Genomic DNA, 16,245 nt, shown 5'->3' with positions numbered 1-16,245 from the left:
AGCGGCACTCTCGCCGGTGATCCTCCCGGTGCTGCCTGACCGGTGGCCGATTGCTTGCTGGGAGCGGTCTTTGACCGGCTCTCCGGGTCGGGCGGCAAAATCCGGCGGGGCCGGTGGACACCTGAGGTGTCCACCGGCCCCGGCCTGCCGAGGGTGAGATCGGCGTCAGCGAACGGTTCAGTCCCGCGGTGCGGGGCCCTGCTCCGGCTGCGGCTGCTGCTCGTCCTGGCGCTTCTTCGGCTGCGGCTTCTCGACGGGACGGCGCTTGCGGGCCTTGAGGATCTTCGCCATGACTGTTGCTCCTTGAGTGGGGTTTACGGTGTGGTCGGGTCGGGTCAGCCGCGCTGGTCGGGGGCGGGGCCGCTGTCCCGGTCCTCCGGCCGACGCTGGGGCTGCTCCTGCACCTTCTCGACCGGGCGACGCTTGCGGGCCTTCAGGATCCTCGCCATGGTGGAACTCCTTCTTCGCTGTGCCAGCGACTGTTTCGCTGTCGTGAGAAGAACTCTGCCGGTGCTTCCTGGCAGGACCGGGCGGGAATCCTGGTAGTCACCTCTGACAGGATTGACAGGGAACTGCTCAGGGGCGGAACGGATTCCCGAAAGTTCCTTCATGTGAGACCTCTTCGACACCACGGCGGCCCCGGCGCAGCGACGGGGACCGGCGGTCGGTGCCCGGGGCCGGGGGATGGCCCAGGCTGATCACCCCCACGATGCGCCGGCCGGCCGGGATCGTGAAGGTCTCCAGCACCGCCTCACGACGCTCCGGCGGCACCCCGAAGAAGCAGCCCGCCAGCCCGGCGTCCACCGCGGCCAGCAGGATGATCATCGAGGCCATGCCGGTGTCCACGTCCCAGTACGGCACCGGCCAGCGCGCCTCGTCGCGGTCGGTCCAGCCCTTGTCCGGCTCGGCGTAGCGGTCCAGGTAGGCGTCACGGTCGGACAGGCACAGGATCAGCGCCGGGGCCGTGCGCATGCCGCGCAGCCAGCGGTCCGCCTCGCCCTCCCCGGGCGCGGTGGCGTCCCAGAACCGCTCCACCTGCTCCGGAGTGCTCAGCACCACGAAGTCCCACCCCTGGCTGAACCCGGCACTGGGGGCCCGGACCGCGAGATCCAGGATCCGGCCCAGCACCTCCCGGCCCACGGGGCGATCGGGGTCGTAGGTGCGCACCATCCGTCGTCCGCGGACGACGTCCTCGAATTCCATGCCCCGATCCTGCCGTGCGGGCGACCACAAATCCGGTCGTGATCATGCAAAACCTCCCCGGAGTTCTAGAACTATGGCCCGGAGAGTTCTAGAACGTCGGGGAGGTTTTGCATGATCACGAACAAAGGAAAGGTGGGGGGACCAGGGCCCTGCCCGGCCCGCCCCTTTCCTGCGTAGCCTGGGACGATGGCCCGGGACTACCCCCTGCACTGGGAAGCGGACGTCGTCCTGCGGGACGGCGCGACGGCGCACCTGCGCCCGATCACGGCCGATGACGCCGACGCGCTGCAGCGGTTCCATGTGCACCAGTCACCGGAATCGATCTACCTGCGGTTCTTCGCGCCGATGCCCCGGCTGTCCCCGCGCGACCTGCATCACTTCACCAACGTCGACCACGCCGACCGGGTGGCCCTGATCGCGATGCTCGGTGACGACATCGTGGGGGTGGGCCGCTACGACCGGCTCGACTCCGGCTCCGACGCCGCCGAGGTCGCGTTCAACATCAGCGACGCGCACCAGGGCCGGGGTGTCAGCTCGGTGCTGCTGGAGCACCTGGCCGCGGCGGCCCGGGAGAACGGCATCCGCCGGTTCGTCGCCGACGTGCTGCCGCGCAACCGCAAGATGATCACCGTGTTCCAGGAGGCCGGGTACGAGCTGACCTCACGGTTCGACGACGGGGTGATCGAGGTGCGGTTCACCATCGACCCGACCGAGAGGTCGCGGGCGGTGATGGAGGCCCGGGAGCACCGCGCCGAGTCGCGCAGCATGGAGCGGCTGCTCAACCCCTCGTCGGTGGTGCTGATCGGGGCGAGCCGCCGCACGGCGACCGTCGGGCACCGGCTGCTGGAAGACATCATCGCGGGCGGCTTCACCGGCACCCTGCACGTGGTGCACCAGGAGGCCGGCGAACTGCTCGGACTGGCCACCGTGAAGAGCCTGCGCGACATCCAGGGCCCGGTCGACCTGGCCCTGGTCGCCATCCCGGCCGAGGGGGTGCTCGAGGTGGTGCGCGAGTGCGCCGAGCACGGGGTCCGCGGAATCGTGGTCGTCTCCAGCGGTTTCGCCGAGACCGGCGACGAGGGCCTGGCCCGCCAGCGCGAACTGGTGCGGCTGGCGCGCTCGCACGGCATGCGCGTGGTCGGGCCGAACTCGTGGGGCCTGATCAACGCCGGCCAGGCCGTGCGGCTGAACGTCTCGCTCATCCCCGTCCTGCCGGAAGAGGGCCGTCTGGGCCTGTTCTCCCAGTCCGGCGGGCTGGCCGTGGCGGTGCTCGACGCGGTCGAGCGGCGAGGTCTGGGGGTGTCCACGTTCCTGTCCGCGGGCAACCGCGCCGACGTCTCCGGCAACGACTGCATGCAGTACTGGGAGGAGGACGCGGGCACCGACGCCGTGGGCCTGTACCTGGAGAGCTTCGGCAACCCGCGCAAGTTCTCCCGCATCGCCCGCCGCCTGGCCCGGTCCAAGCCGGTCATCGTGCTGAAGTCCGGCCTGTCGAGTTTCGGTGTGCCGCCGGGTCATTCGGTGCGGGCGAGCACCGCGCCGCGGGAGGCGTTCGACGCCATGCTGCGGCAGTCGGGCTGCATCCGGGTGCAGACCGTGGCCGAGATGCTCGACGTGGCGCAGCTGGTGATGAACCAGCCGCTGCCCGCCGGGCCCAACGTGGCCATCGTCGGCAACAGCGACGCCCTCAGTACCCTGATCGCGGACGGGTGCGTGGCGGCCGGCCTGGTCGTCGTCCACAAGCCCGTCGCCCTGCACCCGCAGGCCGACCCGGCCCAGTTCCGCGCCGCCCTCACCGAGGCGTTCGCCGCCGAGGGCGTGCAGTCGGTGGTGGCCGCGTTCATCCCGCCCATCGCCACCGAGGCCGGGGAGGTGGCCCGGGCTCTGTCCGAGGTGTCCGCCCAGGCCCCGGACATCACGGTGGCCGCGTGCTTCCTCGGCGTGCACGGGGTGAACCGGGCCCTGTCCAACCCGCGCCTGATCCCGTCGTACCCGACGCCCGAAGAGGCCGTGCGGGCCCTGGCGAAGGCCGAGTGGTACGCCCGCTGGCGCCGCCGTGACCCGGGGGAGCGGTTCGACCCGGACGACCTCGACCTGGACGCCGCCCGGGCCGTGGTGGCGCGGGCACTGGCCGCGTCCCCCTGGGAAGACAGCGCCACCCTCGATCCCGATGCCTCGGCGGTACTCCTGAAGGCCTTCGGCATCGACCTCTGGCCGCGGACCCCGGTCACCACCGCGCCGGAGGCCGCCGCGGCCGCCAACCGGATCGGATATCCGGTGGTGCTCAAGACCACCGCACCCCACCTGCGTCATCGCGTCGATCTCGGGGGAGTGCGGCTGAACATCGAGGACGAGGACGAGCTGGTGGCCGACTTCGCCCAGATGCGGGCGACGCTCGGCACGGGTGGGCTGGTGGTGCAGAGCATGGCCGAGCCCGGCGTGGCCTGTGTGCTGCGCACGGTGGAGGACCCGCTGTTCGGCCCGGTGGTCTCGTTCGGGCTGGGCGGTGACGCGAGCGGCCTGCTCGGTGACGTCGCCCACCGCATCCCGCCGCTGACCACGGTGGACATCTCCGACCTGGTGCGCTCGGTGCGCGCCGCGCCCAAGCTCTTCGGCCACCAGGGAGCCGCGCCGGTCGACGTGCCCGCCCTGGAGGACGTGCTCGGCCGCCTCGCCTGCCTGGCCGACGAGCTGCCCGAGGTGGCGGAGCTTGAGCTCAACCCGGTGGTCGTCGCCGGGAGCGGGCTCGCGGTGCTCGACGCCGTGATCCGGGTGTCCCGGCCGGCCGAACGGTCCGACACGGTCCGGCGCGAGCTCTCCACCTGAGCCCGACGGAGCCTCGACCGGCCCGGCCGGAAAAGCCGAATGGTGGACGAGGAACGCCTCCGCCGGGCGTGGGCCTGCGCCGACCTCTTCCCGGAGTGACAAGATGGGGCAATGCGTGAAGGACCCGGGACGGACGCCACCGTGAGCGAGAAGAGCGGCCTGCCCGACGAACTGGTCGCCGAGGTGGAGCGGGCGGGTTTCTACCCCTCGCTCGTGCTCGACGCGCTGGACGTCGCCATCGCCGGTGAGGAGGTGGTGTCGTACCTGGTGCAGCAGGAGACCACCTTCGACAGGGTGGAGGTGCGCCGGCACGTCACCGTGCTGTCACTGACCCCGACCCGGCTGGTGGTCGCGCACGCCGACGACCATGATCCGGACGCCCTCAGCCCGGAGCCCTACGCCTCGGCCTCGACCGAGGCGGTACCGCTCAGCAAGGTCACGTCGGTGGTGCTCTCGCACGCCGTCACGGCCCCCGAGCACCACCGCAAGGGAGTGGTGCCGCGCGAGCTGAGCCTGACCATCGGCTGGGGCTCCCTGACCCGCGTCGACCTGGAGCCCGCCTCCTGCGCCGATCCGGACTGCGAGGCCGACCACGGCTACACCGGCACCCTGGCCGCCGACGACATCACCGTGCGGCTGTCCGCCGAGGCCGAGGGTGAACCGGCCGTGCAGGCGGCCAAGGCCTTCGCCCGGGCCCTGTCCGCGGCGACGGCCCGGGTCTGACCCTTGGCTCTCCCCACCCTCGCGGACGTCCTGCCGTCCGCGGCCCTCTCGCTGTCCGCGAAGAAGGGCGGGAGGCTGCTGCCGAAGGCCCGCACCGTCGTGGTGCTGCTCGTCGACGGCCTGGGTGACCAGCTGCTCGCGGCCAGCTCCGGGCACGCGCCGTTCCTGCGCCGCCTCCGTGAGCACACGCACTCCCGCACCCTCACCTCCGGCTTCCCCAGCACCACGGCCACCAGCCTGGGCATGCTCGGCACCGGGCTCCTGCCCGGTGCCCACGGCCTGGTCGGCCTGGAGGTGCTCGACCCGGACCGTGACCGCGTGTTCAACGAGCTGATGTGGGACCCGGAGGTCGACCCGCGCCGCTGGCAACCCGCGCCCACCGTGTTCGAGCAGGTCGTGGCCACCGGCCGGGATGTGTTCCGGATCGGCCCGGCCTTCTTCGACGGCTCCGGCCTCACCGAGGCGGTGCAGCGCGGGGGCCAGTTCATCGCCGCCCGGTCGCTCGAGGAACGGGTCGACGTCGCGATCGCCGCTGCCCGGAGGTCCCAGGGCGCGCTCATCTACGTCTACTGGGGCGACCTCGACAAGATCGGCCACGAGCAGGGCTGCCGCTCCTGGAACTGGACCGGTGAACTGGAGCGCATCGACGCCTGCGCCCAGCAGCTCGCGGCCGGCCTGCCGGGCAACTGCCTGATGGTGGTCACCGCCGACCACGGCATGGTCGACGTCCCCTTCGAGAACCGCCTCGACCTCGCGAACGAGCCCGAGATGCTCACCGGGGTGCGGCACCTGGGCGGGGAACCGCGCTCGCTGCAGCTCTACTGCGAGAACGGCGCGGCTGACGACGTGGCCGCGGCCTGGCACGCCCGGGTCGGCGGCGACATGGTCGTGGTCACCAGGGAGCAGGCCGTGGCCGAGAACTGGTTCGGGCCGGTCTCACCGCACGTGCTGCCCCGCATCGGCGACGTGGTGACGGCCGCGACCGGGCCGGTCGCGGTGGTGGACTCCCGCACGGCCCGGCCCCAGGTGCTGCGGCTGCTCGGGCTGCACGGCTCCCGCACCAGCGTCGAGACCGAGATCCCGATGCTGGTGCACCAGAGCTAGAGCGGTGGCCGCGAACGTTCGCGGTTGCCGCCGACCACACGATGAAGGACGCCCACCACGACTGTCGTGGTGGGCGTCCTTCATCAGTGGTTGACGGGAACTCAGTCGCGCCGTTGCCCGAAGACGATGTCGTCCCAGGACGGCACGCTCGCGCGGCGCTGCTTGCGGTTGCCACCGGTGCGGCGGCCGGCCGGGACCGGCGCCTCTTCGGGGGCCACCGCGTCCACGTCCACCTCGGCCTTCTCCGGTGTGTCGGCGGCGGAAGCCTCCCGCTCAAGGCGGTCCTGCTCGGCCCGCTCCCGTTCGGCGCGTTCCCGGCGCTCGCGCTCGGCCCGCTCGCGCTCCCGTTCGGAGCGTTCCCGCTCACTGCGGTCGCGGTCGAGACGATCCCGGTCGCTGCGGTCGCTGCGCTGCTGGGCCGTGCGGGTCACCGGGGGTTCGGTGTCGTCGTCATCATCATCATCGTCCGGGTCGCTCAGGTCGTCGAGGTCGTACAGCGACTCGGCGTCGGGCAGCACCAGGACCTCGCCGTCACGGGCGTCTTGCGGCCGGGAGCGGGCCGGGTGGGCGGCCGGCGGCTCACCCATCGTGTCGGAGCGGCTGAGCAGGGAGTCGATCGCCTCGCGCACCGGGTCGGCGTGCCCGGTGTGGCCGTCGTCATCGCTGATCACGCGGCTGCGGCGGCCACGGCGCTCGCGCAGGGTGTCGAGCAGGTTGACGGCGGCGGGCTCCTCGTACGGGGCCCGGGCCACCGGGGAGTCGGCCCGTTCCTGGTCGTAGGGGTCGAAGCCGCGCACCGGGCTGAGGCGGCGCATGCCGTTGGGGGAGGTGGCGGTGGGGGCCGTTCCGGTGCCGCGGTCGGGCTGCGGCTCGTCCTCGGTCAGCCAGCGGGCCTCGTCGTTGTGCGCCGAGACGTTGCGCAGCCCGGCGTTGTACAGCCAGCGGGCCTGACGCAGCGTGGAGCCGGCGATGAACTCGAGTACCAGCACCCAGAGCCCGTCGTCTCCGCGCCAGGCGTCCCAGGTGACGGAGTCGGAGTCCACCTCGCGGGCGGACAGCCGCTCGGCGACGGTGTCGTCCAGCGACAGCGACTCGGCGCCACCACCACGGCGCACCCGCACCCGGCGGGCCTGCTCGGCCACATAGCCGCGCTCGGCGAGGACCGGGCCCTCGTACTTCCGCACATGGTCGATCGAAAGGCCGGCGGTCTCCGCGACCTCCTCGGCCGTTTCTCCCGCCCGGATCCGCGCCTGGATCTCGCGGGGGCGCAGCCGCCCCTCCGACTCGATCTGGATCTGGCTCAGACGGGCGCGGTCGCGACGGATCGCCGCCCGCAACGCATCGTCCACCCGCAACCGGAACCGCTGGCCGTTGGGGCCCGCCACCAGTAGGTGTTCACCGTCATCATGGACGCCGACGAGCGAAAGATCTTCCATGTCCACTCCCTCCGGCAACCGCGGCCTGCGTGAAGACTGTGCCACTTCGTACCTCGTCGGCGAAGCACGTGCATGGGCGAGTCGGCGCCGATTTCGCCCGGCGGCCGATTCCACGGCTGAGCACCCAGTGTCCATCGTGACCTGGGTGCCGATGAAATCACGTTGTGCGGTTGATGGGGAGGCGAACCCGATTATGGACGCGGGTGGGCACCGCCGATGATGCGGCACGCCGGGACACGCGCCCCGACACGAGCCCCGACACGCCACCCGGGCGCGCGGTTCGGTCCCCGGCTTGGCAGGATCTAACCCGTGAGCTCCTTGAAGCCGTACGACGCAGTCCTCCTGCTCTCGTTCGGGGGCCCCGAGGCCCCGGACGAGGTCATGCCGTTCCTGGAGAACGTGACCCGGGGGCGGGGCATCCCGCGGGAGCGATTGCTGGAGGTGTCCGAGCACTACCAGCACTTCGGCGGCCGCAGCCCGATCAATGACGAGAACCGCCTGCTGCTGGCGAACCTGCGCGAGCAGCTCGCCGCCGCCGGTGTCGACCTGGAGACCACCCCGGTCTACTGGGGCAACCGCAACTGGGCGCCGTTCACCACCGACGTGCTGCGTGAGGCGCACGAGGCCGGGGCCCGGCGCGTGCTGGCCGTGGTCACCAGCGCCTACCCCAGCTACTCGGGCTGCCGCCAGTACCGCGAGGACCTGGCCGAGGCCCTGGTCACGCTGGCCCACGAGGGCCGTTCGATGCGGGTTGACAAGATCCGCCACTACTTCGACCAGGACGGGTTCCTGCAGCCGATCGCCGACTCGATCCGCGAGGGTCTGGGGTCGCTGCCGGCCGGTTCGCGCATCGCCTTCGTGACGCACTCGATCCCGGATGCCATGGACGACGCCTCGGGTCCCGACGGCAACGCCTACACGACGACCCACCGCCAGGCCTGCGAGGCCGTGGTCTCCCGGCTCGGCCTCGACACCGTGCCCGAGTGGGACCTGGTCTACTGCTCGCGCTCCGGCCCGCCGTCGCAGCCCTGGCTGGAGCCGGACATCGGTGACCACCTGGCCGCGCTGAAGCAGGCCGGCGCCCCGGGCGTGGTGTGCGTGCCGATCGGGTTCGTGAGCGACCACATGGAGGTCGTCTTCGACCTGGACACCGAGGCGCTCGAGATCGCCCACGACCTCGACCTGCCGTTCGTGCGGGCCGCCACCTCGGGCCGGGCCGCGGCGTTCGCGCAGACGCTGGCCGCCCTGGTGGTCGAGCGCGCCGCCGCCGAACGCGGGGAGAACCCCGACCGGCCCTCGAAGGCCGGTCCGGGTCCCTGGCACGACGTCTGCCCGGCCGGTTGCTGCGCCAATTTGCGGAACCCGGACAAGCCCGCGGCCTGCGGGGTGGACTGGGTGCTGCCCATCGACAAGCCGGTTCAGAGCGGTTCCCCGGCGCCGGTGTCCCGATGAGCCACGACGCCGCGGCCCTGCGCGCCCTGGCCGAGCGGGTCGCCCGGGCCGGGGGCGACCTGATCCGGGCCGGCCTGGCCGACGACCCGGACGCCCGCGCGGTGGAGTCGACGAAGTCCACGGCGACCGACATCGTCACGGCGATGGACCGGGCCGTGGAGAGGCTGCTGCGCGAGCAGCTGGCGGCGCAGCGGCCGGACGACGGCCTGCTCGGCGAGGAGAACGGCTACGCCCCCGGCGACTCCGGCCTGACCTGGGTGCTCGACCCGATCGACGGCACCGTGAACTATCGGTACGGCATCGACGCGTACGCGGTCAGCGTGGCCGTGGTCGAGGGTGACCCGACGGTCGACGGTGCCTGGACGCCGGTCGCGGCCTGCGTGCACAACCCGGCCACCGGGGACACCTGGACGGCCGGCCGGGGGCTGGGAGCGGCGCTGGCTCCCGGTGACGGGTCGGGGGTGCGGGAGCTGAAGCTGGGCACCCCGCCGGAGCTCGATCAGGCCCTGGTGGCCACCGGGTTCGGCTACGCCGCGACCCGTCGGGCGGGCCAGGCCCGGGTGCTGACGGGGGTGCTGCCGCGAATCCGGGACATCCGCCGGATCGGCAGTGCGTCGCTCGACCTGTGCGGCGTGGCGACCGGAACGGTCGACGCCTACTACGAGCGCGGGGTGAACGTCTGGGACATCGCCGCCGCGGTGCTGGTGCTCACCGAGGCCGGTGGGGTGCTGAGCGGCCTGCGGGGTGCCCCGGCGGGCGGGGCGATGGTCGTCGGAGCGGCGTCACCCCTCCTGGAGGGGCTCTGCGACGTCCTTGGGCAGCTGGACGCCGACTCCGACCCGGTGTGACCCCTTACGGGCGCCCACACCGCTGAACCATGGTTCCGGCCCGGTCCCTCAGGCCGTCGCCCCGTTGGCGCGGCCCTGGGGGACCGGCAGGCCGTAGGCACTCAGTGACTCGGCCAGCCCTTCCAGCGGGATCTGGTGGTCGGCCGCGACGCGGGCGATCGACTCGATCTGGTCGAGCGAGACGTTGACGAGGTACTCGTCCCCGCTGGCCTGCGCCTGCTGCAGCCAGGTCAGCGCCTCTTCCGCACGGCCCCGGATCTGCGCGACGAACTCGCTCATGAGCTATCTCCCTCACTCGCCCCCGAACAGTGTCCGGCGAGCCCTTCAGCGACGGGGGCCATCTCCACCCGGCGCTGGTGCATGGTGTTTCCCACAGATGACGACGTACTGCGAACAGGCCGGAGTCATCTGTGAGGCGCACTGCACCGCCTGCCACTCTACGTTCTACCCTCCGTGGTCGTAACGGGTCCCAGGGCCCGGGGAGCCGACCGGTGCGGGAACATTTCGTGACGACCACCCGTTAGGGGCCCTGTCTGACGACGGACAGTGAGCGCTCATCCGCACAGTGACGGGAATTCGTGGCGGTCTGCCGGGGTGGCGGTATGGCCAACGGCGCTGGACTGGTGCACAATCCCTGCCGCGAGAGCGGGCACAAATCAGGCTCCGGATGCGTTGGTCCACAGTCCGGTAGCAACGACCTCGAACGTGCAGGGCGCGAGCACCGTCACCTCGGCGTAAGACAGCAAGGCCAGTACCACCAGTAACGATCAGCAATCCCCGTTCCCAGGGGGCAAACGCGACCTCGACCGTTGCCGCACGTGCGGGCGCGGAGGGAGGGCCCGTCCTCCTGGGTTCCACACACCGGAGCGTGACTCAACCATGGCAACCGACTACGACGCGCCGCGCAAGACCGACGACGACCTCAACGAGGACTCGCTCGAAGAGCTCAAGGCCCGCCGGGTCGACAAGTCGACCGGCTCGGTCGACGAGGACGAGACCGAAGCGGCGGAGGGCTTTGAGCTCCCCGGCGCCGACCTCTCCAACGAGGAGCTCTCCGTCCGGGTCCTGCCCCGCCAGGCCGACGAGTTCACCTGCATGAGCTGCTTCCTGGTACACCACCGCAGCCAGCTGGCGGGCGAGAAGAACGGTCAGCTCATCTGCAAGGAGTGCGCGGCCTGAGGTTCAGGCGGCGGACGAACTGAGTGGGGGGCGCGCGGGTTCGGTCACGAGCCCAGCGCCCGCACCCATTCCTGCGGCCTGCGGGTCGAGATCAGCCAGTAGGGCGTGGGGTCCTGCGGGTCGTTCAGGGTGACCCTGATCCCCGTGTGCACCCAGGCCCGGGTGCAGAGGTACGCGCGCGCGTCCAGATCGACGCCGTGCGCGGCCCTCATCTGAGCCGCGTCCAGCGGCTCGACCTTCGCGACCAGCGATGCGGGCACCTTGGCCCGGCCGGCCGAGAAGACGCCCTTCGCCAGCTGCAGGCGCGGGGTGAAGACGACCACCAGCACCACCGCCAGCACGGCCGTGGCCACCCCGGTGACCACGGCGATCGTGGTGTTGATGGGGCCGGGGATCAGCCCGAACGAGGCACCGAGCACGACGAGGACCAGCCACATCACGGGGGAGGGGCGGAGGGACTCCACGAGGTTCGTGACGCCGGTCTTGCGCTGCTGATCCGAGCTCATGAAATCAGCTTCCCACGCCCGGATCCGGAGTGTGCGCCAGGTGGTGGCGAGCGCTGGCTAGGCTGTTCCACCGTGAGCACGCCTTCCGCGCCCGCCGGCGCCATCGACGAGGGTCCCGGCCGGTCTGGCTTCGCGCCCGGCCAGGTCGAGGTGCTGCTGCAGCGCCTCGACCCCGAGATCCCCGTGCCCGGTTACTCCCATCCCGGTGACGCCGGGGCCGACCTCGTCACGACCGTCGACGTGACCCTGGGGCCCGGTGAGCGCCAGACGGTCCCGACCGGTGTCGCGATCGCGCTGCCCGACGGGTACGCCGCCTTCGTGCACCCGCGGTCCGGTCTGGCCGCGCGGTGCGGTCTGACGGTGGTCAACGCCCCCGGCACGGTCGACGCCGGATATCGCGGGGAGATCAGGGTCACGCTGCTGAACACCGACCGCGAGACGCCGGTCGAGCTGAAGCGGGGTGACCGGATCGCCCAGCTGGTGGTGCAACCGGTGAGCCGGGCGTACTTCGTCGAGGCCGGTCGGTTGCCGGGCTCGGCCCGCGGTGAGGGTGGGTTCGGGTCCACGGGCACGGCGACGGTGCAGGCGACGGGGCAGGCAACGCAACGAGGAGAACACTGATGAGCTGGTTCCGACGTAACAAGGGGGACGACGCCTCCGGCGTCGACGAGGGCACGGCGTCCACGGGCTTCACGGACGACGCGGTGGCCGACGCGGACGGGACGCCGGGTGAGGAGAGCGCAGGCAGGAAACTGTCGCCCCTCACCGACGTCTACGACCGGTCGAAGGGTCCCTGGGACGAGTCGGAGGCCGACGCCGAGGAGACCTACATCGATCTCGGCGCGATCCGGCTGCCCGCCAAGGAGGGCACGATCCAGATCCGCCTCGAGATCGAGGAGGAGACCAGCAAGGTGATCGCGGCGACCGTGCAGCTCGAGGACTCCGCGGTGCAGCTGCAGGCGTTCGCGGCCCCGCGCACCTCCGGCATCTGGGACGAGATCCGCAGCGAGATCTCCGCCAGCGTGAGCCGTCAGGGCGGCGAGGTGGACGACGTCCCCGGGGTGTTCGGCCGGGAGCTCCTGGCCAAGGTGCCGGCCCGCACCCCCGACGGCCGCACCGTGCTGCAGCCCGCCCGGTTCTCCGGTGTCGACGGTCCGCGCTGGTTCCTGCGGGCGGTCTTCCACGGTGCCGCGGCGCTGGACGAGGAGAAGGCGCAGGAGCTGGAGCGGCTGGTGCGTGACGTGGTGGTGGTGCGCGGTGCCGAGGCGATGGCCCCGCGCGAGCTGCTGCCGCTGCGCCTGCCCGAGAACGCCCAGTCGGAGGGTGAGGAGGGCACGGCCGAGCCGGCCGGCGACTCCCTGCGCCCGCCGGAGCGCGGCCCGGAGATCACCGAACTGCGCTGAGTCCGTGGGCCCCTCGACGGCCCGGACGCGCTCGTGAGCCGTCCGTCCGGCATCCCTCTCGGGTGCCTGGCGGGCGGCTCTTTCGTGCGGGTCAAGACTTGATCAAGGTTCCTCCCGCGCCTGGGAATAAAATCTGAATTACCTTGTTGAGCAGGAGTTCGCCAGACAGGGAAAGAGTGCTGTTGGCCACTCTTCCGATACCCGGGGGACGGTCGGAGAGCGGGTCCGGGATGGGTACGCTGAAAACTGTGGGTAAGCAGATCACCGGTGATCAGGCGACGATCGCGTCGGTAGAGAACAGAGCGGCCGAGCGCTTCGGCCTCCGCCGGGCCTTGGCCAAGTTCACGGCACCGCAGCACGTGGTGCACGCGGACGAGGAGCGGGAGCAGGCGGTGCGGCTGGGTGGTACGCCGATCGCCCAGCTGAAGTCGCGGCAGCCCGCCATGGTCTGCGGCACGCTGCGCGCGGTCACGCTGCGGCCCCGGGCCGGTGTCCCGGCGCTGGTGGCCGAGCTGTACGACGGCAGCGGCAGCATCTCCGTGATCTGGCTGGGGCGCCGCCACATCGGCGGGGTCGAGCCCGGCCGGCGCATCCGGGTACAGGGCGTGGTCTGTGAGGCCAGCGGCACCGCCACCATCTTCAACCCGCGGTACGAACTCGTCCCCGGTACGGGAAGCTGATGACCGAGTCGCGGATGCCGGGGGAGCACCACCACGTGGCCGAACAGGCGGAGCACGCGGCCGAGGCCGTGGCCCAGGGCAAGTTCGGCGCGGCCGTGGCGGCCGAGTTCGACCTGAAGAAGAGCATCGGCGGCCCGCGCGGCGTGATCGAGTCGGTGCTGCCGTACGCGGTCTTCTCACTGGTCTTCGCGATCACCAACGAGCTGCGGCCGTCGGTCATCGCCGCCTGTGTGCCCCTGGCCGTGCTGATCGTCTGGCGGCTGATCGCCCGCGAGCCCCTCACCCAGGTCTTCTCGGGGGTCATCGGCATCGCGATCGGTGCCTACGTGGCCAGCAAGACCGGCCGGGCCTCGGACTTCTTCCTGCCCAGCATTCTCAAGAACGCCGCCTCCGCCGCCGGTGCGATCATCTCGGCGCTGGTGCGCTGGCCGATCGTCGGCATCTTCGTGGGGCCGATCACCGGTGAGATGTTCGAGTGGCGCAAGCACCCGGCCCGCAGCCGGGTCTACGTGCTGGCCACCTGGATCTTCGCCGCCCTGTTCCTGGTGCGCCTGGCCGTGCAGATCCCGCTGTGGCTGGCCGACGAGACCGCGCTGCTGGGCACCCTGAACGCCACCGTGCTGGGCCTGCCCCTCTTCGCCCTGGCCCTCTGGCTGATGTGGCTGGTGCTGCGCTCGGTGCCGGTGGTCAAACCGGCCGAACCCGTGATCCTGGTCGACCCGGACGAGACCCCCCAAACCCCGTACTGACGGAGAAGTCTGGGGGCAGGTCAGCCCCGGGACTGCATGAGGGGCGCCAGGTCGCTTCCGTTGCCCGGGGGCAGGTCGTCGCCGCGTACCATCAGGGTCGCCCGCATGATCTCGGTCAGGCCGTTCGCGGTCAGCCACGTGTGCAGCGGAGGGTCGGCCCTCGCCAGGAGGTCCACGCGCACCGGTCCCTCGGCCGAGGTCGCCGGATCGGTCACCAGGGCCCGGGCGACGGCACTGTCCGGTGCCACCACGGGGCCGATCGCCGTCCGGACGGTGGTGCCCCCCGCGGCGGCGTGGCCGAGGGCCGGCCCGCGTCGTCGTGCGCGACCCGGATCTGCTCCGCGAAGGCTGGAGGACGGCGCCGCAGAGCCCTACGGGAGTAGCCGACGGCCTCGGCGTCCAGGGCCGTGACCACCTCGTCCCTCGACGTCACCCTGACCGTCGTCCTCAAGCCGGCGGGGGGCCAGGGCCCCGCGTGCGTCACCAGTTCGTCCACGCACCGGAAGTCCAGATTCTCGTGGATCGGCCGCCCCGCGGCCGGGGCGTGGAGAAAGACGCTGTCCGCGGCGCACCCCCGATGCCCTGCCCGCCCCGGCCGGGGCGGCCAGCCGTGGGCGGTGGCCACGGCCTGGCCGGCCGGGATGCCGGCGGGGGTGAGCGGGCGGATCACGTGCGGGGGTTCAGCAGCTCCTGGAGCGCGTCCTCGCTCTCGGGCACCGTGATGAACATCAGTTCGTCACCGGCCTCGAGGGCGTCGTCCCGGCTCGGGGCGATGGGGCGCTCGCCGCGGATGATGCCGACCAGCACGGTGTCGTCGGGCCAGGCGATCTCGCCGACCGTGGTGCCGGCCAGGGGTGACGCATCGGGCAGGGTGAGCTCGACCATCGCGGCCTGACCCTGCTGGAACGTGAAGATCCGCACCAGCTCACCGATCGACACGGCCTCCTCGACCAGCGCCGTCATGATGCGTGGGGTGGACACGGCCACGTCGACGCCCCAGGCCTCGTCGAACATCCACTCGTTGGCCGGGGTGTTGACCCGGGCCACGGTGCGGGGCACGCCGTACTCGGTCTTCGACAGCAGCGAGACCACCAGGTTCGCCTTGTCGTCACCGCTGGCGGCCACCACCACGTCGCAGTCGGCCAGCCCGGCGTCGGCCAGCGAGCTGATCTCGCAGGCGTCGGCGAGCAGCCACTCGGCCTCGGGCACGCTGGTGACCCGGATGGCGTTCGGGTCCTTGTCGATCAGGAGCACGCGGTGCCCGTTGGTGAGCAGTTCCCGCGCGATGGAGCGGCCGACGCTGCCGGCGCCGACGATGACGATCCGCATCAGAGCTGATCCTTCGAGGGCTGGACGGACAGGCGCTGCTCCACCGAGGTCAGCTGGTCGTGCCGGAGCACGAAGTGCACCAGGTCGCCCTCCTGGTAAACGGTGTCGGCGCCGGGCACGATGCCCTCGCCGAGCCGGGTGAGGAAGGCCACGCGGGCGCCGGAGGCAGCTTCCAGCACGGGCATCCGCCGGCCCACCCAGCCGGTGTGCACCTGCACCTCGGCCAGGATCACGGCCCCGGAAGGGTCGCGGAACTCGGAGATCGCGCCGGCCGGCAGCAGACGGCGGGCCATCTGGTCGGCGGTCCAGCGCACGGTGGCGACGGTGGGTATGCCCAGGCGCTGGTAGACCTCGGCGCGGCCCGGGTCGTAGATCCGGGCGACCACGTTGCTGATGCCGAACGTCTCGCGGGCCACCCGGGCCGCCAGGATGTTGGAGTTGTCACCGTTGCTGACGGCGGCGAACGCGTACGCGTCCTCGATGCCGGCCTCGGTCAGCGTGTCCCGGTCGAAACCCGGCCCGACCACGCGCCGGCCCTCGAAGTGCGGCCCGAGACGGCGGAAGGCGTTCGCGTTCTGATCCACCACCGCGACGGTGTGGCCCCGGTCCTCGACCATCTGGGCCAGTGTCGAACCGGTCCGGCCGCAACCCATGATCACGAAGTGCACGTTCGCCCGGCCCTCTCAGATGACCTTCGCCGTGGTCAGCCCACTCGGCGCTGTCCGCCAGCGAAGGTACACGTTCCCGCGCCCGCCTTCGCCCAGGGGCGGGTCAAGCCTGGGCAGAAGTGACCACCCCGTGACGACA

Annotated in this window: 16 protein-coding genes and 1 pseudogene; 10 read left to right on the top strand and 7 right to left on the bottom strand. The window is 71.8% G+C overall.

Going from position 1 to position 16,245, the window contains the following annotated elements; all coding sequences use genetic code 11:
- Window positions 1-576: 576 nt before the first annotated feature.
- Entirely contained in the window at window positions 577-1,203 is a 627-nt protein-coding gene (locus tag LR393_RS23850; RefSeq protein WP_231486462.1) for a nitroreductase family protein, read from the bottom strand.
- Between the two features lie 186 nt (window positions 1,204-1,389).
- Between LR393_RS23850 and LR393_RS23845 the strand changes: the two genes are divergently transcribed.
- The 3 genes from LR393_RS23845 to LR393_RS23835 all read left to right on the top strand — a co-directional run bounded on the left by LR393_RS23845 (window position 1,390) and on the right by LR393_RS23835 (window position 5,856).
- On the top strand, window positions 1,390-4,029 hold the full coding sequence (locus LR393_RS23845) for a bifunctional acetate--CoA ligase family protein/GNAT family N-acetyltransferase (protein WP_231486454.1): 2,640 nt from the start codon (window positions 1,390-1,392) through the stop codon (window positions 4,027-4,029).
- Window positions 4,030-4,140: 111 nt separating this feature from the next.
- Window positions 4,141-4,752: a DUF5998 family protein gene (locus LR393_RS23840; RefSeq protein ID WP_231486452.1), complete on the top strand. Its 612-nt coding sequence runs from the start codon at window positions 4,141-4,143 to the stop codon at window positions 4,750-4,752.
- Window positions 4,753-4,755: 3 nt separating this feature from the next.
- The gene (locus LR393_RS23835) at window positions 4,756-5,856 is read left to right on the top strand and encodes an alkaline phosphatase family protein (RefSeq protein WP_231486443.1); all 1,101 of its coding nucleotides are present in this window, start codon (window positions 4,756-4,758) and stop codon (window positions 5,854-5,856) included.
- A 101-nt stretch (window positions 5,857-5,957) separates the two neighbouring features.
- On the opposite strand, the gene sepH is transcribed toward LR393_RS23835, so the two are convergent.
- Entirely contained in the window at window positions 5,958-7,292 is a 1,335-nt protein-coding gene (sepH, locus tag LR393_RS23830; protein ID WP_231486442.1) for a septation protein SepH, read from the bottom strand.
- A 309-nt stretch (window positions 7,293-7,601) separates the two neighbouring features.
- On the opposite strand from sepH, the gene LR393_RS23825 reads away from it, so the two are divergent.
- Together LR393_RS23825 and LR393_RS23820 are read left to right on the top strand one after the other, a co-directional pair.
- Window positions 7,602-8,744, top strand: a complete 1,143-nt coding sequence (locus LR393_RS23825) for a ferrochelatase (RefSeq protein ID WP_231486434.1) — start codon at window positions 7,602-7,604, stop codon at window positions 8,742-8,744.
- Window positions 8,741-9,592, top strand: coding sequence for an inositol monophosphatase family protein (locus tag LR393_RS23820; RefSeq protein WP_231486432.1), 852 nt, complete (start codon window positions 8,741-8,743; stop codon window positions 9,590-9,592). The genes LR393_RS23825 and LR393_RS23820 overlap by 4 nt, the downstream gene beginning before the upstream one ends.
- Window positions 9,593-9,640: 48 nt before the next feature.
- Here the strand turns inward: LR393_RS23820 and LR393_RS23815 are convergent, their stop codons facing one another.
- Window positions 9,641-9,871: a hypothetical protein gene (locus tag LR393_RS23815; RefSeq protein WP_231486430.1), complete on the bottom strand. Its 231-nt coding sequence runs from the start codon at window positions 9,869-9,871 to the stop codon at window positions 9,641-9,643.
- A 600-nt stretch (window positions 9,872-10,471) separates the two neighbouring features.
- On the opposite strand from LR393_RS23815, the gene LR393_RS23810 reads away from it, so the two are divergent.
- A complete protein-coding gene (locus tag LR393_RS23810; protein ID WP_231486427.1) occupies window positions 10,472-10,771 on the top strand; it encodes a DUF4193 domain-containing protein in 300 nt (99 codons plus the stop codon).
- Between the two features lie 44 nt (window positions 10,772-10,815).
- Here LR393_RS23810 and LR393_RS23805 read toward each other — a convergent pair whose 3' ends face one another.
- Window positions 10,816-11,277 (bottom strand): DUF3093 domain-containing protein, encoded by a 462-nt coding sequence (locus tag LR393_RS23805; RefSeq protein ID WP_231486425.1) that lies wholly within the window; start codon window positions 11,275-11,277, stop codon window positions 10,816-10,818.
- Window positions 11,278-11,379: 102 nt separating this feature from the next.
- On the opposite strand from LR393_RS23805, the gene dut reads away from it, so the two are divergent.
- The 4 genes from dut (at window position 11,380) to LR393_RS23785 (ending at window position 14,109) form a co-directional block, all read left to right on the top strand.
- A complete protein-coding gene (gene dut, locus LR393_RS23800) occupies window positions 11,380-11,898 on the top strand; it encodes a dUTP diphosphatase (protein WP_345718932.1) in 519 nt (172 codons plus the stop codon).
- On the top strand, window positions 11,898-12,680 hold the full coding sequence (locus LR393_RS23795; protein ID WP_231486415.1) for a DUF3710 domain-containing protein: 783 nt from the start codon (window positions 11,898-11,900) through the stop codon (window positions 12,678-12,680). The genes dut and LR393_RS23795 overlap by 1 nt, the downstream gene beginning before the upstream one ends.
- A 248-nt stretch (window positions 12,681-12,928) precedes the next feature.
- The gene (locus LR393_RS23790) at window positions 12,929-13,360 is read left to right on the top strand and encodes an OB-fold nucleic acid binding domain-containing protein (protein WP_231486407.1); all 432 of its coding nucleotides are present in this window, start codon (window positions 12,929-12,931) and stop codon (window positions 13,358-13,360) included.
- Window positions 13,360-14,109 (top strand): DUF3159 domain-containing protein, encoded by a 750-nt coding sequence (locus LR393_RS23785; protein ID WP_231486405.1) that lies wholly within the window; start codon window positions 13,360-13,362, stop codon window positions 14,107-14,109. Before LR393_RS23790 ends, LR393_RS23785 begins: the two co-directional genes overlap by 1 nt.
- A gap of 20 nt (window positions 14,110-14,129) precedes the next feature.
- Here the strand turns inward: LR393_RS23785 and LR393_RS23780 are convergent.
- From LR393_RS23780 to LR393_RS23770, 3 genes and pseudogenes are all read right to left on the bottom strand, one after another.
- Window positions 14,130-14,408 (bottom strand): annotated as a pseudogene (locus LR393_RS23780) (GNAT family N-acetyltransferase); the annotation flags it as partial.
- Window positions 14,409-14,775: 367 nt separating this feature from the next.
- On the bottom strand, window positions 14,776-15,438 hold the full coding sequence (locus tag LR393_RS23775; RefSeq protein ID WP_231486401.1) for a potassium channel family protein: 663 nt from the start codon (window positions 15,436-15,438) through the stop codon (window positions 14,776-14,778).
- On the bottom strand, window positions 15,438-16,106 hold the full coding sequence (locus LR393_RS23770; protein ID WP_345718928.1) for a potassium channel family protein: 669 nt from the start codon (window positions 16,104-16,106) through the stop codon (window positions 15,438-15,440). Before LR393_RS23770 ends, LR393_RS23775 begins: the two co-directional genes overlap by 1 nt.
- Between the last annotated feature and the right edge of the window lie 139 nt (window positions 16,107-16,245).

It is taken from the genome of Kineosporia mesophila (genome assembly GCF_021129235.1).
GTDB classification, from domain to species: domain Bacteria; phylum Actinomycetota; class Actinomycetes; order Actinomycetales; family Kineosporiaceae; genus Kineosporia; species Kineosporia mesophila.
Note: the sequence above shows the minus strand (reverse complement) of the source record. Positions and strands in the feature narration are given on the sequence as shown.

Coding starts and splice junctions, on each gene's coding strand:
- LR393_RS23805 (WP_231486425.1), bottom strand. CDS start 11,277: ATGAGCTCGGATCAGCAGCGCAAGACCGGCGTCACGAACCTCGTGGAG.
- LR393_RS23840 (WP_231486452.1), top strand. CDS start 4,141: ATGCGTGAAGGACCCGGGACGGACGCCACCGTGAGCGAGAAGAGCGGC.
- sepH (WP_231486442.1), bottom strand. CDS start 7,292: ATGGAAGATCTTTCGCTCGTCGGCGTCCATGATGACGGTGAACACCTA.
- LR393_RS23845 (WP_231486454.1), top strand. CDS start 1,390: ATGGCCCGGGACTACCCCCTGCACTGGGAAGCGGACGTCGTCCTGCGG.
- LR393_RS23810 (WP_231486427.1), top strand. CDS start 10,472: ATGGCAACCGACTACGACGCGCCGCGCAAGACCGACGACGACCTCAAC.
- LR393_RS23795 (WP_231486415.1), top strand. CDS start 11,898: ATGAGCTGGTTCCGACGTAACAAGGGGGACGACGCCTCCGGCGTCGAC.
- LR393_RS23785 (WP_231486405.1), top strand. CDS start 13,360: ATGACCGAGTCGCGGATGCCGGGGGAGCACCACCACGTGGCCGAACAG.
- LR393_RS23815 (WP_231486430.1), bottom strand. CDS start 9,871: ATGAGCGAGTTCGTCGCGCAGATCCGGGGCCGTGCGGAAGAGGCGCTG.
- LR393_RS23820 (WP_231486432.1), top strand. CDS start 8,741: ATGAGCCACGACGCCGCGGCCCTGCGCGCCCTGGCCGAGCGGGTCGCC.
- LR393_RS23775 (WP_231486401.1), bottom strand. CDS start 15,438: ATGCGGATCGTCATCGTCGGCGCCGGCAGCGTCGGCCGCTCCATCGCG.
- LR393_RS23850 (WP_231486462.1), bottom strand. CDS start 1,203: ATGGAATTCGAGGACGTCGTCCGCGGACGACGGATGGTGCGCACCTAC.